This window comes from Arthrobacter sp. Z5-13, assembly GCF_056499105.1.
The window spans coordinates 70,874-92,218 of record NZ_CP096460.1 but is presented as its reverse complement, the minus strand read 5'-3'; the positions used below and the strand labels follow the sequence as shown (position 1 = coordinate 92,218).

The window sequence follows — 21,345 nt, the reverse complement described above, 5'->3', positions numbered from 1 at the left end:
TGCTCTCGAGTTCACCAGCGGGGGCTCTGCAGACGGTAGGAAGGGTTCAGCCGCAACATATAGCCGGTGTCATCACGGCTGGTCACGCCGCAGGCGAGGTACTGGCGGTGGAGGCGTCCCAGCGCGTCCCGGTCCAGTTCGATGCCGAGGCCTGCGCCGGTCGGGACCTTGACGGCACCGTTCATGAATTCCAGCGTTCCCCCAGTGACGACGTCCTCGCCCGGATCCTTCCACGGCCAGTGCGTGTCGCATGCATAATCGAGATTCGGGGTTGCCGCGGCTAGCTGGACCATCGCCGCGAGGCTGATGCCAAGATGCGAGTTCGAATGCATGGAGAGTCCCAAACCGAAGGTTTCCGTGATGCCTGCCAGCGACTGCGAGCGGCGAAGGCCACCCCAGAAATGATGGTCGGAGAGAATGACATCCACGGCCCCGGCCGCCACAGCAGGGGCCAAATCCGCGAAACTCACCACGCACATGTTGGTGGCCAGCGGCATGCCGACTTCACGCCGGACCGCGGCCATCCCTTCGATGCCACGGGTTGGATCCTCCAGGTACTCCAGGACGCCGTCCAGTTCCTTACCCACGCGGATTGACGTGCTGACGGTCCAGGCACCGTTGGGATCAATCCGGAGGGGCAGCGAGGGAAATTCGGCGCGGAGGGCCCGGATCGCGTCCACTTCCTGCTCCGGGGCGAAGACCCCGCCTTTGAGCTTGAGGGCCGAGAATCCGTACTCATCCACCATTTTCCTGGCCTGCCGTACGATGCCCGCAGCATCCAACGCAGCACCCCAGCAATCGTCCTCCTGCCCTGGGTGGCCTGCCCATTTGTAGAACAAGTAGCCGCTGAAGGGGACGGAATCTCTCACTGCCCCGCCCAGGAGATCGCTGACGGGACGGCCGAGCAGCTTGCCCTGGATATCGAGGGCAGCCACGTCGAACGGTGAGAGAACCCGATCTGTAGTGCTGGAACCTGTCACCATGCCACTCATGCCGTGGCCGCCCCGAACAGTATCCTGTTGCAGAGCGGCCATGATGCGGCTGCGGAGCTCATTGATGTTGAATACGTCGGTTCCAGGAAGAGCCGCGGCCGCCAGGTCCAGCCGGGCCAGATGGCCTGCGTCGCCGTACGTTTCACCCACGCCGCTCTCGCCCGAATCCGTGTGGACTTCCACTACCGCACGCAACGCGAATTGTTCGTGGACGCCCACCGTGTTCAACAGCGGCACATCCTTGAATGCCACCGGGGTTATAGTGACGCCGGTGATCCTGGCTTGGTTAAGATGCTGTGTCATGTTGGGTAGATGGTCCACTTCGCGGTGCTCCTTCGAGGGCCGTCACAACTGCCGTTTGTTCGACCATAATGGGGCAGACTGATACAAGTCCAAGCTAATTTGAGCACCCAGTAATCCACGAAAGGTATCGATGTTTTCCTTGCCCCAACTCGAGGCCTTTGTGGCCGTAGCCGAAGAGCTGCACTTCGGTGCAGCAGCAGAGCGCCTCAACATGACACAGCCGCCTTTGAGCCGGCAGATCCAGATGCTGGAGAAGAAACTGGGGACGCTGTTGTTCGACCGGACCAGCCGCAAGGTCCAACTGACCCCGGCGGGGTCCATGCTGTTGCCGAGGGCACGGCAGATCCTGGACATGTGCATCAAAACCGAGCTGGACGTTCGCCGCGTATCCTCCGGTGAGCTGGGCGTCATCACCGTTGCCTACACGGCGATTGCCGGTCAGAGTGCGCTCCCCCGGCTGTTGCGCCGGGCCGCGGACACCATGCCGGACGTGTCTTTCGTCCTGAGGGAACTGGTGTCTACGGATCAGATGGACGGGCTGGTGAAGGGCAGCGTGGATATTGGCCTCCTGCGGCCCATCGTGGCGCGGCCCGGAATCGTGACGCGGCCGCTCATGCAGGACCACCTTGTTGTGGCACTGCCTGTGGGATCCTCGATGCTCGGGAGTAGGTCAGTCAGGGAAGGCGCCCCTTTGCCGCTGGGAAGACTGGACCGTCTTCCCCTCCTGATGTACTCCACCAAGGAGGCGCGGTATTTCCATGATCTGGTTCTCCGGCTGTTCGCCAGCGCCGGCGCCCACCCCAACGTCACCCAATACGCCAGCCAAATCCCTGCTCTGCTTGCCTTCGTACAGGCGGGGCTCGGCGTCACACTCGTGCCGGCATCCGCCATGGCGGCGGCACCGCCCGGGGTGGAGTTCCGCGAAATCGACGGCAGCCACGGCATTCGGGAGCTCAACCGCGTGGACCTGGAGCTTGCGTGGAATGAGGAGACGGCCAACCCCCCGGTGCTCAGGCTCCTGGAGCTCCTCGAGGCAGACACACTGGCGGATACGCTGGCCGAGGAGCCTACCGACGGGCACAGCGGCGGGCACACCTCCGGCTAGAGCCAAAGTCCGGCAGGAGGAATTGAGGCAGTTCCTTGCGGACCTGCGTTTCTTACCGGACCAGGCAGGGAGTCTTCGGGTCAAAGGACCAGCCATCAATGTAGTACTGCATGCCTATGCTGTCATCACGGGCGTCCAGTCCATGTTCGAGGTAAAGCTCGTGTGCTTTGTCGAGGGCGTCACGGTCCAGTTCGATGCCCAGTCCCGGAGCGGCCGGGACTTCAATGGCTCCATCCCGGATCTGCAGCGGCTCTTTGGTGAGTCCTTGCCCGTCCTGCCATATCCAGTGCGTGTCCAACGCCGTGATCTGGCCAGGTGCCGCCGCACCGGTGTGCGTGAACATGGCCAGCGAAATGTCGAAGTGGTTGTTTGAGTGGGAGCCCCAGGTGAGGCCGAATTCCTTGCACAACTGCGCCACGCGGACGGAACCCTGCATGGTCCAGAAATGTGGGTCCGCCAGGGGAATGTCCACGGCGTTGCTCCGGATTGCATGCCCCATTTCCCGCCAGTCCGTGGCGATCATGTTGGTGGCCGTCTTCAGTCCCGTGGCACGGCGGAACTCCGCCATGATCTCCCGGCCAGAGAATTGGCCCTCGGCTCCGCATGGATCCTCGGCATAAGCCACGACACCCTGCATCCGCTTGCCCAGCCGGATGGCTTCCTCAAGGAGCCAGCCGCCGTTCGGGTCAAGCGTCACGCGTGCTTCGGGGAAGCGGTTGGCGAGGGCAGTGACCACCTCCACTTCGTCGTCTCCGGACAGTACGCCGCCCTTGAGCTTGAAGTCGCTGAAACCGTACCGTTCCCGGGCCGCTTCCGCCAGGGCCACCACCGCTTCGGGGCTCATGGCCTCCTGGCGGCGTAGTCTTTCCCAGCGGTCCGACGGCGCGGCCTCGACAAGGTAGGGCAGATCAGTCCTGGCGTGGTCGCCGATGAAGAACAGGTAACCAAGCATCGGCACTGAGCTGCGCTGCTGTCCTTCGCCCAGGAGTTCGGCCACCGGGACGCCAAGGAACTGGCCGTGCAGGTCCAGCAGCGCGGATTCAAGTGCGGTGACGGCATGGACTGTGGTGCGGAGGTCGAATGTTTGCAGTCCCCGGCCGGTGGCGTCGCGGTGGGCGAACTCCGCCGCGGTTCCGCGCAGCAGTGAGCGGTAGCGCGCCACCGGCTTGCCGGTGATGAGGGCGCCGGCTTCCTCGATGGTGCTGCGGATCTTCTCGCCCCCGGGGACCTCACCAAGGCCGGTGCGGCCATCGGTATCCACCACGATGACAACATTCCGGGTGAAGAAGGGGCCGTGCGCGCCGCTGAGGTTCATCAGCATGCTGTCATGTCCGGCGACAGGAACCACTTCCACGCGCGCAATACTGGGCTGGGACGTCATGCTTTGATTTCCTGACTATCGACGGCTGCTGCAACGACGGTGCCCTCGATCCGGCGATCGAGCTGCCAGGGATTTGCATCCCGCAGCGGGACGGGAAGCAGTTCCTGCGGCAGGTTCTGGTAGGCCACGGGCCGGAGGAAGCGGTTGATCGCGAGAGTGCCCACGGAAGTGGTGCGGGTGTCGGAGGTGGCGGGGAAAGGCCCGCCGTGGACCATTGCGTGGCCTACCTCGACGCCAGTGGGCCAGCCGTTGACAATGATCCGCCCGACTTTCTGTTCCAACGCCGGGACCAGTCGTACCGCCGTCGGATAGTCCTCTTCAGTGAGCTGCAACGATGCGGTGAGCTGTCCCTCGAGCCGGTTGGTGGCCTCGATCAGTTGCTCAGCTGTCGAGTAGCGAATGACCAGGCTGGCCGCTCCGAAAATTTCCGCGTGCAGCACATGGTTGGACACGAAGTCGCCGATGCCCGTTCCAAATATCGTGGGGGCCGGGGCGTTCTTTGTTGGGCCTTCGGTGCCCTGCCCGAGCACACTGACATTCGCGGCCGAGCCCAGGGCTTCAGCTCCGGCGTTCCAGGACGCTGCAATGCCTTCGGTCAGCATGGTCTGGCCGGCACACTCCGAAACGGCCCGGCCGGCGGCAGCAACAAGGTTGTCGCCAGCTTCGCCAACGGGGGCGAACAGCAGGCCAGGAGAGGTGCACAGCTGCCCGGAGCTGCCAGTGACGGCTGCGACGTACTGCCGGGCGAGTGCCTCGATTTGTTCGGCGGAGCCGTTCAGGGCTCCGGGGAAGACGAAGACCGGGTTCAGCGAGGACATTTCCGCGTAGACGGGGATGGGCTCTGGCCGTGCGGCGGCGGTACGCATCAGGGCGATACCCGCGGATTGCGAGCCAGTGAAGCCGACTGCCTTGATGGCGGGATCAGCCACGAGAGCCTGCCCGATGCTGGCGCCCGGGCCGTAGATGAGCGAGAAGACACCCGGGTGCAGTCCGCAGTCCCGGACAGCCTTCACGATGGCCTGGCCGACGAGCTCGCTGGTTCCGGGGTGGGCGTTGTGCGCCTTGAAGACCACCGGGCAGCCGGCGGCGAGGGCCGAAGAGGTGTCTCCTCCGGCTGTCGAGAAGGCCAGCGGGAAGTTGCTGGCGCCGAAGACGGCAACAGGACCGAGCGGGATCTGGCGCTGGCGGATGTCGGCGCGGGGCAGCGGAGCGCGCTCAGGAAGGGCGGGATCGATCCGGACGCCGCGGAAGTCGCCTTGCCTGACTACAGTGGCGAAGAGGCGCAGCTGCGCGACGGTGCGGGCCCGCTCGCCGTTGAGCCGGGCCGCCGGAAGCCCGGTTTCCTGACCGGCGCGGATAGTCAGTTCGGCACCGATCTCTTCAATGTTGTCTGCGATGGCGTCGAGGAAACCGGCGTGGGTTTCCGGATCCAGGGTGCTGAAAGATGGGTATGCTTCTGCGGCTGCAGCCGTTGCGGCCTTGAGCTGGTCTTCGGTGAGCAGCGTGTACCCGGGTTCGAGCTGTTCGTTGGTTGCGGGGTTGAACCCGAAGGCGGTCTTACTTCCGCCGGCAATGGGCCGGCCTGCAATGAGTGAATGTCCGGTGAGTATCATTGGCATGTCCTGGGAGACGATGGTGATCAGGAGACGGTGGAGATGAGTGTTTTGAGGTCGGCAAGGTCTTCCGGGGAAAGGTTCTGCAGTGGCGGGCGGACCCCACCCGCCGAGCGCCCGATCGCGTCCAGACCGCCCTTAACGATAGAGACCGAGTAGCCTTTGACCCTGTCACGGATGTCCAGATAGGGAATGACAAAATCGTTCAGTTTTTTGTTCACGGCCACGCGGTCGTAGTTGCGGACGTCCTGGTAGAAATCCAGGGCGAACTGCGGGACAAAGTTGTACATCGCGCTGGAATAGGTGCTCATTCCGAGCTGCAGAAGCGGGAGGGCGAAGGTTTCCGCAGTGGGAAGCCCGCCGAGGTAGAACAGGCGGTCGCCGAGCTTGGCGTACACCCGGGCGTCGTGTTCCAGATCGCCCACGCCGTCCTTGAAGCCAATGAGGTTCTGGTGGCGGTCAGCCAGGGTGGCCACCGTGGTGTCCTTGTAGATCGCGTTAGCGCGGTTGTAGATGATGACGCCCAGCGAGGTGGACTTGCAGACTGCACTCACATGCTCAACCAGGCCGGCCTGATCAGCTTCGGTCAGGTAGGGCGGGAGGAGCAGGATGCCGTCGGCCCCGGCGGCCTCGGCGGCCAGTGCGTTCTCGACGGCCTGGGCGGTGGACCCGCCCGCAGAAGCGAGTACGGGAACGGCCCCGGCGATTTCCTCGACGGCGACCCGAACCACCCGTGCCGATTCCGCCGGTGTGAGCGAGAAACCTTCGCCGGTTCCACCTGCAGCAAAGAGACCGGCCACGGGGAAGCTGGCCTGCCAGGCAAGGTGCTTGCGATAGTTCTCCTCATCGAACGCCAGGTTGGCATCAAAAGACGTCACAGGGAACGAAAGCAATCCGTTCTTCAGAGCGTTAGCGAGTTCCTGTGGTGAGTAATTGGCCACGGGGCGGTCCTCCAGTTAGGGGCCGCAGTCAACGCGGCAAGTGAGTGCTTCCCCTTCACACTATGGAGCCGAACTATGCCTGTCTAAGCGTATTTTTGGATAGATCGATACCCGTTTCGCATTGATCGCATCCACAAGACTCTTCCATTCCAGCCTTGGCGCGCGAACTAGTGCTTCGCCGAAAGGTCCGCCGAGATGAGTTTGGCCGTCTCTACGATCTCCTGGCGCACAGAATCCAGGTAGGCGTCACGGTCGGATTGGGCGGCTACGGCCTGCGCCTGGAGCGAGACGTTGACGGCGGCCACCACCTTGCTTGGCCCGTCGTACACGGGTGCTGCGATAGACATCAGGCCCACCTCAAGCTCCTGGTCCAGAAGGCACCATCCCTGGGCCCGAACGGTGTCAAGAACCGGCAGCAGTTCCTGCGTGGTGCCCACTGCCCTGGGAGTCAAGGGCCGGATGTCGGCCGCCGTCAGGTACTCCTGCAACTTGGCCGGCGGCAGGGCCGCCAGCAGGACCCTGCCCATCGACGTCGCATAAGCAGGGAAACGGGTGCCCACCGTTATACCCACATTCATGATCCGGCGGGTGGTGACCCGCGCGATGTAGGCGATGTCGGTCCCGTCAAGGACCGCGGCCGACGTCGACTCCCCCAGTTTGAGGGACAGCTCCTCCAGGTGGGGCTGGGCAAGTTGCGGCAGGGACAGGCCTGACAGGTAGGCATAGCCGAGCTGGAGCACCTGAGCCGTGAGCCCGAACGTCTTGCCGTCGGTGCGCACATATCCCAGCTCCACCAGGGTGTGCAGGAACCTGCGGGCGGTGGCGCGTGTCAGATCCGTGCGCGCTGCCACCTCGGTGAGGGTCATCAGAGGATGGTCGGTGTCGAACGCACGGATGACGGCCAGCCCGCGCGCGAGCGACTGCACGTACTGGTCGCTGGCCTGTGGAGGCACTGCTGGGACGGTCATGGTTAGCAATCCTATTGGCATGGCGGAGTTAGGGCTCGCGGGGTTAGGGGTCGCGGGGTTAGGGCTCGACGCCGGCGGCTGCCTTAGGCGGGACGGGCACCGGCGCGACGGGCACCAGCGGGACGGGCACCAGCGCCTGGAGCTCCTCGAAGGTGCAGCCAAACGTCTCGCGTACCTGAACGCCGTGGGGTCCGGTGAGGAACACGGCCTTATCCGTATACACGCGGGTTACGCAGCCAACCCCGGTGAGCGGATACGTACAGGTGTCCACGAGCTTGGACGCTCCCTCACGGGTCAGGAGGGTCATCATCACGAAGACATCCTTGGCGCCGGTGGCCAGGTCCATCGCTCCGCCAACCGCCGGAATCGCATCCGGAGCGCCCGTATGCCAGTTGGCAAGATCCCCAGCGGCAGACACCTGGAATGCACCCAGGACACAGATGTCCAGATGCCCGCCCCGCATCATTGCGAACGAGTCGGCATGGTGGAAGTAGGAGGCCCCGGGCAGTTCTGTGACGGGGATCTTGCCGGCGTTGATGAGGTCGCCGTCGATCTGGTCGCCGGTGGCTTCCGGCCCCATCCCCAGCATGCCGTTCTCCGTATGGAGCGTGATGTCCTGCTCAGGCTGGAGATAGTTGGAGACCAACGTTGGTTGGCCGATCCCCAGGTTTACAAAAGATCCGGGCTTGATGTCGCGGGCTACCAGACGCGCGAGGGCGTCGCGGCCCAGCGGCTTCTCCGCCTTCTGAAGGGAAGTTTCAACAGTCATTTCATGCCACCTTCACAACGGTGTTCACATAGATGCCGGGGGTCACTACGTTCTCCGGGTCCAGCCCGCCCACCGGAACGATCTCCGAGACCTGCACCACCGTGTGCTTGGCAGCCGCGGCCATAATGGGTCCGAAGTTCCGGGCAGTTTTACGGTAAACCAGGTTGCCCTTCCCGTCGGCCTTGAGGGCTTTTATGAGGGCCACATCGGCATGGATGGGCGTCTCGAAAACCTGCCCCCGGCCATCGATGATCCGGGTTTCCTTGCCTTCAGCCAGGATGGTTCCGTAGCCCGTGGGCGTGAAGAAGCCGCCGATCCCGGCACCCGCAGCGCGGATACGCTCGGCCAGATTCCCTTGCGGCACCAGCTCCAACTCGATCTCGCCGGCCTTGTACTTCGCATCGAAATGCCACGAATCAGACTGCCGCGGAAAGGAACAGATCATCTTGCGGACCCGGCCCTCCTTGATCAGCAGAGCCAGCCCCTGATCCCCCTGGCCTGCATTGTTGTTGACCACGGTGAGCTCCTTCGCGCCGCAATCCAGCAAGGCGTCGATCAGCTGGAACGGCTGCCCGGCGTTGCCGAACCCCCCGATCATCACTGTGGAGCCATCCTCAATACCGGCAACAGCCTCTTCCACGGTGTCCATGAAGTTCAACATGTCCTAGGCCTTCCCGTTGTCCCGTTCAGATTCAGCAGTAACGTTTTCCAACACCACTGCCAGCCCCTGGCCTACCCCAATGCAGATGGCGGCCACGCCCCAGCGCTGGCCGGATGCCTGCAGGCTCCGCGCCAAAGTGCCCAGGATGCGCGTACCAGAGGCACCCAGCGGATGTCCCATGGCAATAGCCCCGCCGTGCTGGTTCACGATGGCAGGATCCACACCCCAGGCGTTGATACAGGCCACCGATTGCGCGGCAAACGCTTCGTTAAGTTCGACGGCGCCCACCTGGTCCCAGCCGATTCCCGCCTTCGCGAGGGCCTTGTTGGCGGCTTCCACGGGGGCGTAGCCGAAGTACTGGGGATCGTTCGCGTGGGCTCCTCGTCCGGCAATACGGGCGAGGGGCTCCATGCCTAGAAGCCCCGCGGCACGTTCGCTGCCGATCCAGGCTGCGGAGGCACCGTCGGAAAGCGGCGACGCGTTGCCCGCCGTGACAGTGCCGTTCTCCGTGCGGAACACGGTTTTGAGCCCTCCCAGCTTTTCGGCCGAAGAGCCGGCCCGGATGCCCTCATCCCGGGTCAGATCGGTCCCGGGCACCACTGTGACCAGGTTGTCATAGAAGCCCTCGTCCCAGGCCTTCGCTGAGAGATTGTGCGAGTCCGCGGCGAATTCATCCTGCTGTTGGCGCGTTACACCGTACTTTTCACGGAGCCGCTCCGTGGCTTCCCCGAGGGAAATTGTCCACTCGGAGGGCATGGCCTTGTTCACCAGGCGCCAGCCGAGCGTGGTTGAGGCCAGGGTGAGATCGCCGGCGGGGTAGGGCTTCTCCGTCTTGGGCAGCACCCATGGGGCGCGGCTCATGGACTCGGCACCGCCCACCAACACAAGCTCGGCGTCGCCGGCGTTGATCTGGCGTGAGGCAATGATTGCCGCATCGAGGGAGGAGCCGCACAGGCGGTTGACGGTGGTGCCCGGGATGGAGACCGGAAGGCCGGCGAGCAGGGTACCCATCCGCGCAATGTTCCGGTTTTCTTCCCCCGCGCCGTTGGCGTTGCCGAACACCACCTCATCGATGCACTCAACGTCCAGCCGGGGTGCACGCTTCACTGACTCGCGGATAACGTGGGCGGCCAGATCGTCCGGCCGGATGGCGGCCAGACCGGAGCCGAATTTACCGAAAGGCGTCCTGACGGCGTCGTAAATGTATGCCTGGTTCATGAAGGCTGGTCCATTCCTGTGCTATCCATTGCTGCGTTGTCCACTGCTGCGTTGTCCACTGCTGCGTTGTCCACTGCTGCGTTGTCCACTTCGTGGAAGACCTGTTGGGCGGTCTTAAAAGCTGTGTTGGCGGAGGGAACCCCGCAATAGATGGCTGTCTGCAACAAGATTTCCTTGATTTCGTCCCGGCTCAGCCCATTGGTGATGGCCGCGCGGATATGCATCGCCAGTTCTTCCCAGTGCCCGTGCGCTACCATCGCGGTGATGGTGACAGCTGAACGCATCTGCCGGGAAAGTCCTGGCCTGGTCCAGATTCCACCCCACGCAATCCGCGTGATCATGTCCTGGAAGTCCTCTGTAAACGAATCCTTGTTCGCGTTGGCGCGCTCCACATGCGCGTCGCCCAGCACCTCGCGGCGGACCACCATGCCGCCGTCGTAAATTTCCTGGCTCGTCGCGTCGGGACGGACAACTCCATGTCGCTCCGGGCCTGTCATTTGGCTGCTCCGCGGGATTCGCTCCAGATCATGAGGCTCCGCAACAGTTTCGCCACGTGGCCCGGCGCCTCTGCCGGGGCCAGGTGTGCCACTCCCCCGAGTGTCACGGCACTCGCTGTCCCTCCGCCGGCATTGATGCCCGCCACCAGTTCTTCCGCGAACGACGGCGGGGCAACCTCGTCCTGTGCGCCCGCGATCGCTTGGGTGGGGACCCGGATGCTGCCGAGTTCCGCGTGAACGTCGAAAGAGGCGAGGGCCTCGCAGCAGAAGGCGTAACTGAAGCGGTCGGCGTCGCGCAGCGAGTGTAGCAGTCGGCTGCTCAATTCCGGTTCGCGGTCCATAAAGCCCGGGGCGAACCACCGCTGCGCCGAGCCTTGGATCATCACGGGAGTTCCTTGGCTCCGGACTGTTTCCGCGCGCTCGTGCCAACCGTCGGGAGTGCCGATTTTCGCTCCAGTGCACTGGACACAAAGGCTGATAAGGCGTTCTCCATGCTTGATGCCGAGCTGCAGGCCGGTTGCCCCGCCCAGAGATACTCCGGCGTAGTGGAACGTGGCGCCCGGTGCGATGGAGTCGACCAGTTCGACGACGGCGTCAGCCAACTCGTCGACGTCGAACGTCTCTTTCGCGGCAGGTGAGACGCCATGTCCGGGCAGGTCCCAGGCCACGACGTCGTAATCATTGCCCAGGAGGGCAGCAGCCTGGCCCCACAACACTATGGACGAGGTGCCGAGCGACGGGCCCAGCACCAGCAGTGGCTTTTCGCCGAGTTCCCGCTGGGGCGAAAGCAGCGATGCCTTGAGTTCGGGCCTGGTCATACCGGCATCCCTTCAGTTCCCTGCGCTGGCTTTCCTGAAAATTCTGGAAAGGCAGCGAAAATGCGGCGCACGATTTCATGGCTCTGGCCCAGATAGTTGGCAGGATCCAGGAGTTCCTCGAGGCGCTGGTCCGAAAGCTTGTCCTCCGTCACGGTTTCGCGCAGTAAGCGACGGTATGTTGCACTCTTCTCGGCAGCAGGAGCGAGAAGTGTCCGGTCCACCGTGGACTGCAGCAACTTCCTCCCATCCTCACCCAGGAGTGGAGCCACGGCGCTGGCTACTGCTTCGCTCAGCAGCAGTGGGCCGGAGAGATCCAGGTTGCGGCGCATCGCTTCCGGGAAGACCTGCAGGCCTTCGACGAGTTCCCGGGCCAGGCCGGCGGCGCCGAGGGTCAGCCGCAACAGTTCGCGGAAGGCCTGCCATTCGCTGTGCCATGCGCCGTCGGGGCGTTCGTCGTTGAAGTTAGCCGCGGCCTGGTGCAGCTGTGCTGCCAGGTTGGGGGCCTGGAGGGCGGCGCTGCGGATCAGGATTGACAGGACGGGGTTTTGCTTTTGCGGCATCGCCGAGGACACACCCCGCCCTTCCGACCGGGGTTCGGCCACTTCAGCGACTTCCGGCCGGCTGAGGAAGAGAATATCGGCGGCGATTTTGCCCAAGGCGTCGGTCACGCCGGCCAGCGCATCCCCGAGAGAGGTAACTGCGGATCGGTTGGTGTGCCACGGAGCGGGCGTTGGGTTGAGGCCAAGCTGCGCGGCGAGCCTGTCGGAGAGTTCCAGCGCAGTCACAGCTGTGGTTTCAGCAGGGACTGTTTCAGCCAGCACGGTTCCGGACGCCAGGGTTCCGGCAGCGCCACCGCCCTGCACGGGCAGCGGGACAGACTCGAGCTTCCGGGCAGCAGCAGCCAGTCCATGGAACCACTGCGCCGTCCTCAGGCCGAAGGTCACGGGAAGCGAATGCTGGGTCAGGCTGCGGCCCACACACAGCGTGTCCGCGTGCTGTTCGGCAAGGCTGGCAAGCGCCGTCGTCGTGCTGTGAACGTCTCCCAGCAGGGCGGCGACGGCGTTTCGAGCCAGCAGCATAAGCGCCGAATCCAGGACGTCCTGGCTGGTCAACGAGGTGTGGACGGCCCGGACGGCCCCCATGTTGCCGGTGTCCAGTGCCCTGACCTGTGCGCGGAGATCGTCGAGCAAAGGTATGACCGGATTTCCGCCGCCTTGGGCACGGACTGCGATGTGCGCGGCGTCGTAATGGCTGACGTCAGCAGCCGCGGTAACGATCGCGGCAGACCCGGCCGGGGCCAGGCCCGCCTTTTCCAGGACCGAAGCCCAGGCTGCCTCGACGGCCAGGATCGCCGCCAGCACTGCCCGATCGCCCGTCAGAATAGCCACCAGGGGCGACGCCGAAACGGGACTCAGGAGGCCGGCGTCGCCGTCGAAGCGGGGCTCGGAACCGGTCATTGAGAGTCCTCGCCAGCAGAGCCGCCGTCGAAATCAAGGAAAACGGTCTCGCCCTCACCCTGCAACCGGACGTTCCACGTCAGTCCGCCGTCCGGATCACGCCTGGCAATCAGGGTCTGGCGCCGTTCCGGATCGAGGGAACTCAGCAGGGGGTCGGCGGCAAGGGCTTCCTGGTTCTCCGGCAGGTAAATGCGGGTGAACAGGCGGTTCATCAGGCCCCTGGCGAACACGGTCACGGCAATGAACGGGGCAGCACCCGGTTTGGTGGGGCCCGGGTTCACCGTGGTGAAAGTATAAACACCGGAATAGCCCACAGAACTGCGGCCCCAACCCGTAAAGGTGTAGCCGTCCCGGACAAGGGAGCCTGTCCGCTGCACGATCTTTCCTTCAGCGTCAGGCTGCCAGATTTCCAGGAGGGCGTCCGGAACAGGGTGACCCTCGCCGTCGTACACCGTACCTTGGAGGCGAATGGATCCTGGCGACCCGGGCGCCAGGAGTTCGCCGTCCTTCTCGTAGGGCAAGGCGTAACCGTAGAACGGCCCAACCGTCTGGCCCGGTGTTGCGGTGAGCTTGGAGTCACTCATGGTGGTCGCCTTCCGCCCCGAGGGCCTCATTTTCCGTCCAGGTGCGCTTGGACCCCGTCAACACGATGTCCCAGTTGTAGCCGAGGGTCCATTCCGGTTCGGTCAGCTCATGGTCATAACTGGCAATGAGTCGGTCGCGGGCGTCCTCGTCAACGATCGACTGGTAGATGGGGTCCAGGGGGAACAACTGATCGCCCGGGAAGTACATCTGGGTGACGATGCGCTGCGTGAATTCACTCCCGAACAGCGAGAAGTGGATGTGCGCCGGCCGCCAGGCGTTGAGATGGTTCTTCCAGGGATAGGCTCCTGGCTTGATGGTGATGAAGCGGTAGGAACCGTCCGGCCCGGTGATGCAGCGGCCCACGCCGGTGAAGTGCGGATCGATCGGGGCGGGGTGCTGGTCCCGCTTGTGGATGTAACGGCCGGAGGCGTTGGCCTGCCAGATCTCCACAAGCTGCCCGGCGACAGGCCGGCCATCACCGTCGAGCACCCGGCCGGCGACGATGATGCGTTCACCCTGCGGCTCACCGTTGTGCTGAATGGTGAGGTCTGATTCCAGGGCGTGAACATCCTGGTGCCCGAAAGCAGGCGAGTAGAGCTCGATAGTTTCGGGATCCGCATGGTGCAGGCTCTTGGTGGGATGGCGCAGGATACTGCTCCGATAGGGCGCGAAGTCCAGCCGGGGCTGCGTCTCAGGCTGGCCGCCGCTCCTCAGCTTTGCGGCATAAGCGTCCCCGATGGCCTTGAGCTCGGCGCTCAAATCCGCTTGGGTCTCCACTTTTGGTGCTGCCGCTTTCGGGGGAACTTCGGCTGCATCGGACAGTTCCTCGGTGAGGGAATCAGCGTTGTACGCCTCGGCCCTGGAATTCTCTGGCACAGCAACCTCCTTTCGGTTTACAAGTGTCATTGCTCTTACAGTAACCGAACTGTTCGCATAATGCACTCATGTTCTTATGGCGAACAACACCCCGCTCGGCCGTCGTGACCCTGTTTGCTCACGAAGATCAGTGCGCCACGGCGCGTCGCCAGCGTAAAGAGGCAGTTCAAGTTCAAAGAAGGTCACGACGGCGGCCCTCCCCTCCCGCTGCGAGGACAGGCCGCTGGGCTTGGGGCTAGAGCTTGGTAGCCAGCACTTCGGCGAGGTCGTAATTGACAGGTTCTTCGAGCTGGTCATAGGTGCAGGACCGCGGATTCCTGTCCGGGCGCCAGCGGACGAACTGTGCCACGTGGCGGAAACGCTCGCCTTCCATGTGGTCATAGGCAACCTCCAGCACGCGCTCCGGCCGAAGGGGCACGAAGGACAGATCCTTGCCTGCACTCCACCGGCTGCCCTCGGCGTTGCGCGGGGTGCGTTTGCCCTCCTCCTGCTTGGCCCAAGCCCAGGGGTGGTCTTCGAAGTCGGTGACCAGGGGCTGCAGCTCCTCGAAAAGTTCCTTGCGGCGCTTCATGGGGAAAGCGCCCACCACTCCGACACTTGCCAGCACGCCGTCGTCCTTGTAAAGCCCCAACAGCAGTGAGCCAATGAGGTCCGTTCCGCTGGTATGCACCCGGTAGCCGGCCAAAACACAGTCAGCTGTACGGGCATGCTTGACCTTGAACATCGTCCGTTTATCCGGCTGGTACTTGCCCTCCATGGGTTTGGCGATGATGCCGTCCAGTCCCGCTCCCTCAAACTGATGGAACCACTGCTCAGCCCTCGTCTTATCGTGGGTGACGGCGGTGAGATGGATCGGGGCGGAGGCACCGGAAAGCGCCTCTTCAAGGGCACTGCGCCGTTCGGAGAACGGTTGGCTGGTGAAGTCCTGGTCCGCCAGGGCCAGCAGGTCGAACGCCACAAACTTCACGGGTGTCTGCTCGGACAGCAGCTTTACCCGGCTTGCGGCGGGGTGGATGCGCTGCTGGAGGGCATCAAAGTCGAGGCGGTCCCCGGATGGTCCCACCAGGATGATTTCGCCGTCGAGCACGCAGCGGGGCGGCAGGTTGGCTTTCAGGGCTTCCACAAGTTCGGGGAAATAGCGGGTCATGGGCTTTCCGTTGCGGCTGCCGATTTCCACTTCCTCGCCGTCGCGGAAGATGATGGACCGGAATCCGTCCCACTTCGGCTCATAGCTCAGGTTGCCGTCGGGGATTGCGGTGATGGATTTGGCGAGCATGGGGGCCACAGGGGGCATGACAGGCAGCTGCATGAGGCCCATTCTTGCCGGGACGCCCGCCCGGCGCTACCCCTTGGTGCGTCAACTCCTGGCAGTAACAGGCCAGCTGAAATCCTCGACATCCGTCGGGCAGCGGCGGTAGACCTTAACGATGGCTACCTTCGGATTTCACGCATCTCACGAACAGATCAGCCCAAGCCAGCTGCTGAAGGACGTCCAGCTGGCAGAGCAAGCCGGGTTCGACGCCGCTATGTGCTCGGACCACATCGAGCCCTGGTCAGCAAGCCAAGGGCACTCCGGCTTTGCGTGGTCCTGGCTGGGGGCAGCCCTCGCCACAACGTCCCTTCGCTTCGGCGTGGTCACCGCGCCGGGCCAGCGCTACCACCCCACCATCATTGCCCATGCGTCAGCAACCCTCGCAGACATGTTTCCCGGCAGGTTCTGGCTGGCTCCGGGGTCCGGCGAGAACATGAACGAGCACGTCACCGGTGATCCCTGGCCGCCGAAGGAGATCCGCCAGCAACGGCTTGAGGAATGCGTCGAGGTTATTCGTCGACTGCATGCCGGCGAAGAAGTCACGCACCACGGGGTGGTCACGGTGCAGCAGGCAAAGCTCTGGGATGTTCCGGAGATCAAGCCCTTGCTGATTGGGCCTGCCGTGAGTGTGGAGACGGCCGGTCGTGCAGCGGCGTGGGCTGACGGGCTGGTCACCGTCAACCAGCCCGCTGAAAAACTCCGGGAAATGCTGGCGGTCTACCGGGACAAGGGAGGCCGCGGCAAGGCAGTGCTGCAGGTGCATTTGTCCTGGGCGGAACGGGAAGAGGAGGCAGTGGCCATTGCCCTGGACCAGTGGCACTCGAATGTTTTCTCGCCGCCGGTGACCTGGGACCTGCCAACGGCGGCCCATTTCGACAGCGCCAGCGCGGCAGTGGGCGAGGAGCAGATCCGGAAAGTTGTGAACGTTTCCGCGGACACAGCGCAGCACGCGGCCTGGCTCCAGGAATACCTGGACCTCGGGTTTGACGAACTCTACCTGCACTTCGTCGGCCAGCATCAGGAACCTTTCATCAACACTTTCTCCGAGCACGTCCTGCCCCAGCTCCGGGGATCGGAGAGCACCGGTTCCCTTAGCACTGTCACCCTCGATCAGGAGGTTTCGCCGTGAGGATCGCACAAACTTCAGATCTTTGGTGGAAGAACGCCGTGATCTACTGCGTGGACCCAGAGACTTTCTTCGACAACGATGGCGACGGAACGGGTGATTTTGGCGGCCTGACCCAGCGTGTGGACTATCTGGCCGCTCTGGGCGTGACCTGCATCTGGCTTATGCCCTTCTATCCCTCCCCCGACCGGGATGACGGCTATGACGTCACCGGGTTCTACGGTGTGGACCCTCGCCTGGGAACACTGGGGGACGTGGTGGAGTTCATCAGGGCAGCCAAAGACCGGGGAATGCGGGTCATCGCCGACTTCGTCATCAACCACACCTCAGACCAGCACCCCTGGTTCAAGGAAGCCCGCAAGTCCGTGGACAACCCGTACCGCGACTACTATGTCTGGCGCAGCGACACTCCTCCTGACACTTCTGACCAAGTGGTTTTTCCGGGAGAGGAAACCGCCATCTGGACTCAGGATTCAGCCACCAAAGAGTGGTATCTGCATATGTTCGCCAAGCACCAGCCGGACCTCAACGTGGCTAATCCGAAGGTCAGGGACGAAATCGCCAAGTCCATGGGCTTCTGGCTTCAGGTTGGGCTGGACGGTTTCCGCCTTGATGCCGTTCCCTTCTTCCTCGAGTTGCGAGGAGAACCCGAGGACGAGGCAGCAAGGACAGATCCCCACAATTACCTGAGCGCACTGCGAAGCTTCCTCAACAGGCGCAACGGGAGCGCAGTGCTGCTGGGGGAAGTTAACCTGCCCTACAAGGAGCAGCTGAAGTACTTTGGCGGGCCCGAGGGCAACGAACTGAATATGCAGTTCGACTTTCTGACGATGCAGAACATGTACCTCTCCCTTGCGCGCGAAGACGCACGCCCTTTGGCGAAAACTCTGGCTGGCAGGCCGGGCACCCATCCGGACAACCAATGGGCCATGTTTGTCCGCAATCATGACGAACTGACCCTGGACAAGCTCAGCGACACAGAACGCGAAGAGGTGTTTGCGGCCTTCGGACCGGACGAGGACATGCAGATGTACGGGCGCGGACTTCGACGCCGTCTGCCCACCATGCTCGACGGTGATCATGCCAGGATCCGCATGGTCTATTCCCTGCTGTTCTCCTTGCCTGGCACGCCCGTGCTCTTCTACGGTGAGGAAATCGGCATGGGCGAAAACCTCCAGATCAAGGGCCGGGGCGCGGTCCGCTCCCCCATGCAGTGGAACGACACCCAGAACGGCGGCTTCTCTACAGCGCCCGCGGAGCAACTGGTGGCACCCCTGGTCGAAGGCTATTTCGGGCCAAAGAACATCAACGCCGCCTCCGCCAAGCGCGATCCCGACTCGCTGTGGAACTTCATGGCCACGCTCATCCAGCGCTACCGCGAAAGTCCCGAGTTGGGCTGGGGCCGCTTTGAGGTGATTGAGCAACCGCATCCACGGGTCCTGCTCCACCGTTGCACCAGTGGCGGTTCCACCCTGGTTCTGGCCCACAATATGGGTTCCCAACCTGCTGCCCTGATCGCCAGCGTGGCGTCACCAAGTGAGCCCGAACGCAGTTACGAGGGGACTGTCCTGCTGGACCTGCTGGACGGTGAGGACATCGATGTAGAGGACGACGGCGGGTTCGAGCTGCAGCTTGACCGTTACGGCTTCCGGTGGTTCAGGCTCCAGCACCCGGAAGACCGCCGGATTCTGTAGCCGTGACCGAAGCGGAAGCAAAGAAACAAAGGGGGCTCAGAAAACTAACCCAGCGCTTACCGTCGCGAAATGCCTTGGCAATAATGGGGCGGCACACTGGAAATGCCGGAACAGCCGGTGCCAGCTCCAGCCAGGAGGCCAGCCATGTTGAAGGAAGCCAAAGCCCACATAACCCGCGTTCGTGCCCTTGACCAGTTGCATCGTGGCGATGAGATTGAAGCCCGCCTGTCAGTAGGTCCCGGCTATGACGACGTCGTAATCCGCCGAGGGAGGGTTCAGGAGACCGCGCCGGGAATCGGCGTCGTATGGATCATGGACCACGTCAGCGGAATGCGTAAGGCAATCAGTGCGGACGAATGCAGTGTGTGGCGGGTTGCTTGAGGCATCTCAAGGCTTCCTATGACAGCTCAACCGCCGGCGACGGACTGGATTACCAGCACTTCCTGTCCAGCAGCCACCTCTGTTTCAAGACCCTGAAGACGCCGGACCTCATCCCCGTTCACGTAAATATTCACGTAGCGGCGGAGGGCGCCGGTTTCATCCCGCAGCCGTCTTCCGAGCACCGGGTAGTCGCCGGTCACCGCGTCCAGCAACCCCGCCACAGTAACCGCTCCGTCCACGGGCGCAGTCAGTACGGACTGCCCGCCGGCGAGCGGCTGCAGAACGCTGGGCAATAAAACGCTGATCTCACTCATTGACTCACCTCAGGAATCCTTACCTGGATCCTCACCCGGTCTAGGAAACCACCGCGGCCCGCACGCACAACACGTCGGGCAAATGCGATGCTACCTCGCTGAACGTTTCTCCCTCGTCCGAGCTGGCATAGACCGAGCCGCCGCGGGTTCCGAAGTACACCCCGGCGGGTTCTGCGGAATCCACGGAGGCAGCGTCACGCAGCACCGCGTTGTATTCCCCGTGCGGTAACCCGGAATCCAAACGCTTCCAGGAAGTTCCGGCGTCGTCGGTCCGGTGTACGGCCAGATTCCCGTCCGGCGGGATCCTCTCGCCATCGGCCTTGAGGGGAACCACCCAGGCGGTACCTTCCCGGCGAGGATGCGTCAGCATGACGAATCCGAAGTCGGCAGGCAGTCCTTCAGCGATGGACTCCCAGGTGTCTCCGTTATTGTCGGTTCGGTAGACGCCGTGGTGGTTCTGCGCGTACAAGCGGCCCTCAACGGCGGGATCAGCAGCAATCTTGTGGACGCATTGACCGAATTCCGGGTAAGGATCGGGCATAAAGCGAGCGGTAATACCCTTGTTCCGGGGCTCCCAGGAGGTGCCGCCGTCGAGTGAGCGGTAAACGCCGCCCGTGCTCATAGCCACATGAACGTTGTCCCCGGCGGGATTGACCACGATGGAGTGGGCGGCAGCGCCCCCGTAGCCAGCCCCCCATTCCCCACGGTGTGGATGATCCCACAGCCCACGGTTCAGCTCGAAGTGCTCGCCGCCGTCCGTTGATTTCCACACTGAGATGGGCTCTGCACCCGCCCAAACGACACCCGGGCGGGACTGTGCATCAGGATAAATCTGCCAAATACGCTCCAAGGCCGCCTCAGTGCCGTCGGGAAACTTGATGGCGCCTTGCTCGGGCTCGGTCCAGGTCTCGCCAAGATCATCTGAGTGGGCAACAGTAGGTCCCCAGTGCTCTGATCGAACGCCAACCATGATCCTGGTCCTGCCGGCCCGGGTGTCGATTCCGATGCTGGGGATCTCACTCATCAGGAAATGAGGGCCGGAAAGGGACCATTGCTTCCGGTCCTCACTGTTCGCCAGCCAGAGGCCCTTTTTGGTTCCGATCGCCAAGATATAACGCTCTGCGGTTGCCATGCCCCCCATGCAACCACTCAAGCCGGGAGGAGGCAATGGTTTCCAGGCAGCTGCGGCGGACGATCAGTCTACGAACTCCGATTGGGTTTCGATGAAGTCCCAGTCGGCTTCAGTCAGCACATTCCTGGGCGAGTCGGGGTGCGGCCCCCCTGCTTCGGCGATTCCTTGAAGCACCGGAAGGGGTATTTCTTCGGCGCGCAGGTTCTCGCGGAGCCACTCCTTGCTGTCCAGATCCAGATCCAGCCACCACATAAAGATTTGCATCAATGTCCACCTCTCCTATGCCTCATACGTTAGGCCGGATGACGGTGGCGGACAATGTCCTGGGAGGACCACGTCTCCGGATCCGGACGCGGTTTAGGCTTGCTGTCCCGTGTCCTCCGATTAGTCCGGATTGTAGGCGTCCAGTGGAGTCGAAACCGCAATCCGGCGGCTTCCATCAGGCGCTGTGCTGTTCAAGCTGGATCGGCAGGGCCACAATGAGGGTATGTCCCCGGAATCTCCCAATGGCCAGCCTCCTTTGGTAGTGGGCGTCCTTCCCGATCAGCACCCCGAGGTGCTTACTACTGCCGCCGCGCTGGCCGGGAAGCTCGATGCCCCGTTGATCTGTAGTTACGTGGATGAGGCGAGCTACCTGGTGGAATGGGATCCTGCCAGGTCCGCCCACAGACTGTCCTTGCACCCCGACGCAGACGACGCCGAAATCCGCTCTGTGACGGAGGAGTTGGAGGCGAAGGTCGCTGCCGCCTGTGAAGGGAAAGGCGTTACGTGGAGCCTGCGCGTCCTTTCCGGCGATCCGGCCCGCGCCCTCGGCAGGCTGGCTGCAGAGGCCCACGCGACCATGATTATCGTGGGAACCAGCGAACGCGGACTCGTACACAGGATCTCTGAGGTGCTCAACGGATCCGTGGCCGCCTGGCTAAGCCACCATCAAGAGCACCCTGTCCTGGTGGTGCCGCCCCACATCGGGGCACACAGGGAACTTCCGGATTAGGGCAGCGGCCGCTGGTTCCCTGTCGAAGCCGTGCCTCGCAGGGAGCTTGGGTAAATAAAGTGAAAGTAGTAATTCCAGGTGCTGGTGTGCGCCAACAAGGGCCAGTATGCTGGGATTCGCAGGCACAAAGAAGAGCCTGCCCATAGACGGCTCCGGAGTGCGTATCCCCCAATAACGCACTCCGGAGCTCCTTTTTGTCCATCACACG

At 63.2% G+C, this 21,345-nt stretch carries 22 protein-coding genes; 5 read left to right on the top strand and 17 right to left on the bottom strand.

Going from position 1 to position 21,345, the window contains the following annotated elements:
• Window positions 1-11 precede the first annotated feature (11 nt).
• Window positions 12-1,295 (bottom strand): glucarate dehydratase family protein, encoded by a 1,284-nt coding sequence (locus M1E02_RS00425; RefSeq protein ID WP_479376212.1) that lies wholly within the window; start codon window positions 1,293-1,295, stop codon window positions 12-14.
• 130 nt (window positions 1,296-1,425) lie between these two features.
• Here M1E02_RS00425 and M1E02_RS00420 point away from each other — a divergent pair, with 130 nt between their 5' ends.
• Window positions 1,426-2,400 (top strand): LysR family transcriptional regulator, encoded by a 975-nt coding sequence (locus tag M1E02_RS00420; protein ID WP_479376211.1) that lies wholly within the window; start codon window positions 1,426-1,428, stop codon window positions 2,398-2,400.
• A 52-nt stretch (window positions 2,401-2,452) separates the two neighbouring features.
• On the opposite strand, the gene M1E02_RS00415 is transcribed toward M1E02_RS00420, so the two are convergent.
• The 13 genes from M1E02_RS00415 to M1E02_RS00355 form a co-directional block, all read right to left on the bottom strand.
• Window positions 2,453-3,781, bottom strand: a complete 1,329-nt coding sequence (locus M1E02_RS00415; RefSeq protein ID WP_479376210.1) for an enolase C-terminal domain-like protein — start codon at window positions 3,779-3,781, stop codon at window positions 2,453-2,455.
• Entirely contained in the window at window positions 3,778-5,394 is a 1,617-nt protein-coding gene (locus tag M1E02_RS00410; RefSeq protein WP_479376209.1) for an aldehyde dehydrogenase (NADP(+)), read from the bottom strand. Before M1E02_RS00410 ends, M1E02_RS00415 begins: the two co-directional genes overlap by 4 nt.
• Before the next feature lie 26 nt (window positions 5,395-5,420).
• Window positions 5,421-6,335 (bottom strand): 5-dehydro-4-deoxyglucarate dehydratase, encoded by a 915-nt coding sequence (gene kdgD, locus M1E02_RS00405; protein ID WP_479376208.1) that lies wholly within the window; start codon window positions 6,333-6,335, stop codon window positions 5,421-5,423.
• A gap of 167 nt (window positions 6,336-6,502) precedes the next feature.
• The gene (locus tag M1E02_RS00400) at window positions 6,503-7,303 is read right to left on the bottom strand and encodes an IclR family transcriptional regulator domain-containing protein (RefSeq protein WP_479376207.1); all 801 of its coding nucleotides are present in this window, start codon (window positions 7,301-7,303) and stop codon (window positions 6,503-6,505) included.
• A gap of 58 nt (window positions 7,304-7,361) precedes the next feature.
• Entirely contained in the window at window positions 7,362-8,072 is a 711-nt protein-coding gene (locus M1E02_RS00395) for a 3-oxoacid CoA-transferase subunit B (protein WP_479376206.1), read from the bottom strand.
• 1 nt (window position 8,073) lies between these two features.
• Window positions 8,074-8,733, bottom strand: a complete 660-nt coding sequence (locus tag M1E02_RS00390) for a 3-oxoacid CoA-transferase subunit A (protein ID WP_479376205.1) — start codon at window positions 8,731-8,733, stop codon at window positions 8,074-8,076.
• A gap of 3 nt (window positions 8,734-8,736) precedes the next feature.
• Window positions 8,737-9,951 (bottom strand): thiolase family protein, encoded by a 1,215-nt coding sequence (locus M1E02_RS00385; RefSeq protein WP_479376204.1) that lies wholly within the window; start codon window positions 9,949-9,951, stop codon window positions 8,737-8,739.
• Window positions 9,948-10,448 (bottom strand): 4-carboxymuconolactone decarboxylase, encoded by a 501-nt coding sequence (pcaC, locus tag M1E02_RS00380; RefSeq protein WP_479376203.1) that lies wholly within the window; start codon window positions 10,446-10,448, stop codon window positions 9,948-9,950. Before pcaC ends, M1E02_RS00385 begins: the two co-directional genes overlap by 4 nt.
• Window positions 10,445-11,266 (bottom strand): alpha/beta fold hydrolase, encoded by an 822-nt coding sequence (locus tag M1E02_RS00375; protein WP_479376202.1) that lies wholly within the window; start codon window positions 11,264-11,266, stop codon window positions 10,445-10,447. The genes pcaC and M1E02_RS00375 overlap by 4 nt, the downstream gene beginning before the upstream one ends.
• Complete coding sequence (locus tag M1E02_RS00370; protein WP_479376201.1) at window positions 11,263-12,723, bottom strand: class-II fumarase/aspartase family protein; 1,461 nt, start codon at window positions 12,721-12,723, stop codon at window positions 11,263-11,265. The genes M1E02_RS00375 and M1E02_RS00370 overlap by 4 nt, the downstream gene beginning before the upstream one ends.
• Window positions 12,720-13,307, bottom strand: coding sequence for a protocatechuate 3,4-dioxygenase subunit alpha (gene pcaG, locus M1E02_RS00365; RefSeq protein ID WP_479376200.1), 588 nt, complete (start codon window positions 13,305-13,307; stop codon window positions 12,720-12,722). The genes M1E02_RS00370 and pcaG overlap by 4 nt, the downstream gene beginning before the upstream one ends.
• Entirely contained in the window at window positions 13,300-14,130 is an 831-nt protein-coding gene (pcaH, locus tag M1E02_RS00360; protein WP_479378245.1) for a protocatechuate 3,4-dioxygenase subunit beta, read from the bottom strand. Before pcaH ends, pcaG begins: the two co-directional genes overlap by 8 nt.
• Before the next feature lie 289 nt (window positions 14,131-14,419).
• Window positions 14,420-15,493 (bottom strand): ATP-dependent DNA ligase, encoded by a 1,074-nt coding sequence (locus tag M1E02_RS00355; protein WP_479376199.1) that lies wholly within the window; start codon window positions 15,491-15,493, stop codon window positions 14,420-14,422.
• Between the two features lie 118 nt (window positions 15,494-15,611).
• Between M1E02_RS00355 and M1E02_RS00350 the strand changes: the two genes are divergently transcribed.
• From M1E02_RS00350 to M1E02_RS00340, 3 genes are all read left to right on the top strand, one after another.
• The gene (locus M1E02_RS00350) at window positions 15,612-16,625 is read left to right on the top strand and encodes a TIGR03885 family FMN-dependent LLM class oxidoreductase (RefSeq protein ID WP_479376198.1); all 1,014 of its coding nucleotides are present in this window, start codon (window positions 15,612-15,614) and stop codon (window positions 16,623-16,625) included.
• Complete coding sequence (locus tag M1E02_RS00345; RefSeq protein WP_479376197.1) at window positions 16,622-18,316, top strand: alpha-amylase family protein; 1,695 nt, start codon at window positions 16,622-16,624, stop codon at window positions 18,314-18,316. Before M1E02_RS00350 ends, M1E02_RS00345 begins: the two co-directional genes overlap by 4 nt.
• A gap of 144 nt (window positions 18,317-18,460) precedes the next feature.
• Window positions 18,461-18,697 (top strand): hypothetical protein, encoded by a 237-nt coding sequence (locus M1E02_RS00340; RefSeq protein WP_247048541.1) that lies wholly within the window; start codon window positions 18,461-18,463, stop codon window positions 18,695-18,697.
• Window positions 18,698-18,723: 26 nt separating this feature from the next.
• Here M1E02_RS00340 and M1E02_RS00335 read toward each other — a convergent pair whose 3' ends face one another.
• The 3 genes from M1E02_RS00335 to M1E02_RS00325 are packed head-to-tail and all read right to left on the bottom strand — an operon-like array spanning window position 18,724 to window position 20,407.
• Complete coding sequence (locus tag M1E02_RS00335; protein WP_479376196.1) at window positions 18,724-19,011, bottom strand: MoaD/ThiS family protein; 288 nt, start codon at window positions 19,009-19,011, stop codon at window positions 18,724-18,726.
• Between the two features lie 40 nt (window positions 19,012-19,051).
• Window positions 19,052-20,152 (bottom strand): WD40/YVTN/BNR-like repeat-containing protein, encoded by a 1,101-nt coding sequence (locus M1E02_RS00330; protein ID WP_479376195.1) that lies wholly within the window; start codon window positions 20,150-20,152, stop codon window positions 19,052-19,054.
• A 54-nt stretch (window positions 20,153-20,206) separates the two neighbouring features.
• Window positions 20,207-20,407, bottom strand: coding sequence for a hypothetical protein (locus M1E02_RS00325; RefSeq protein WP_479376194.1), 201 nt, complete (start codon window positions 20,405-20,407; stop codon window positions 20,207-20,209).
• Window positions 20,408-20,630: 223 nt separating this feature from the next.
• Here M1E02_RS00325 and M1E02_RS00320 point away from each other — a divergent pair, with 223 nt between their 5' ends.
• A complete protein-coding gene (locus M1E02_RS00320) occupies window positions 20,631-21,137 on the top strand; it encodes a universal stress protein (protein ID WP_479376193.1) in 507 nt (168 codons plus the stop codon).
• The last annotated feature ends 208 nt before the right edge of the window (window positions 21,138-21,345 follow it).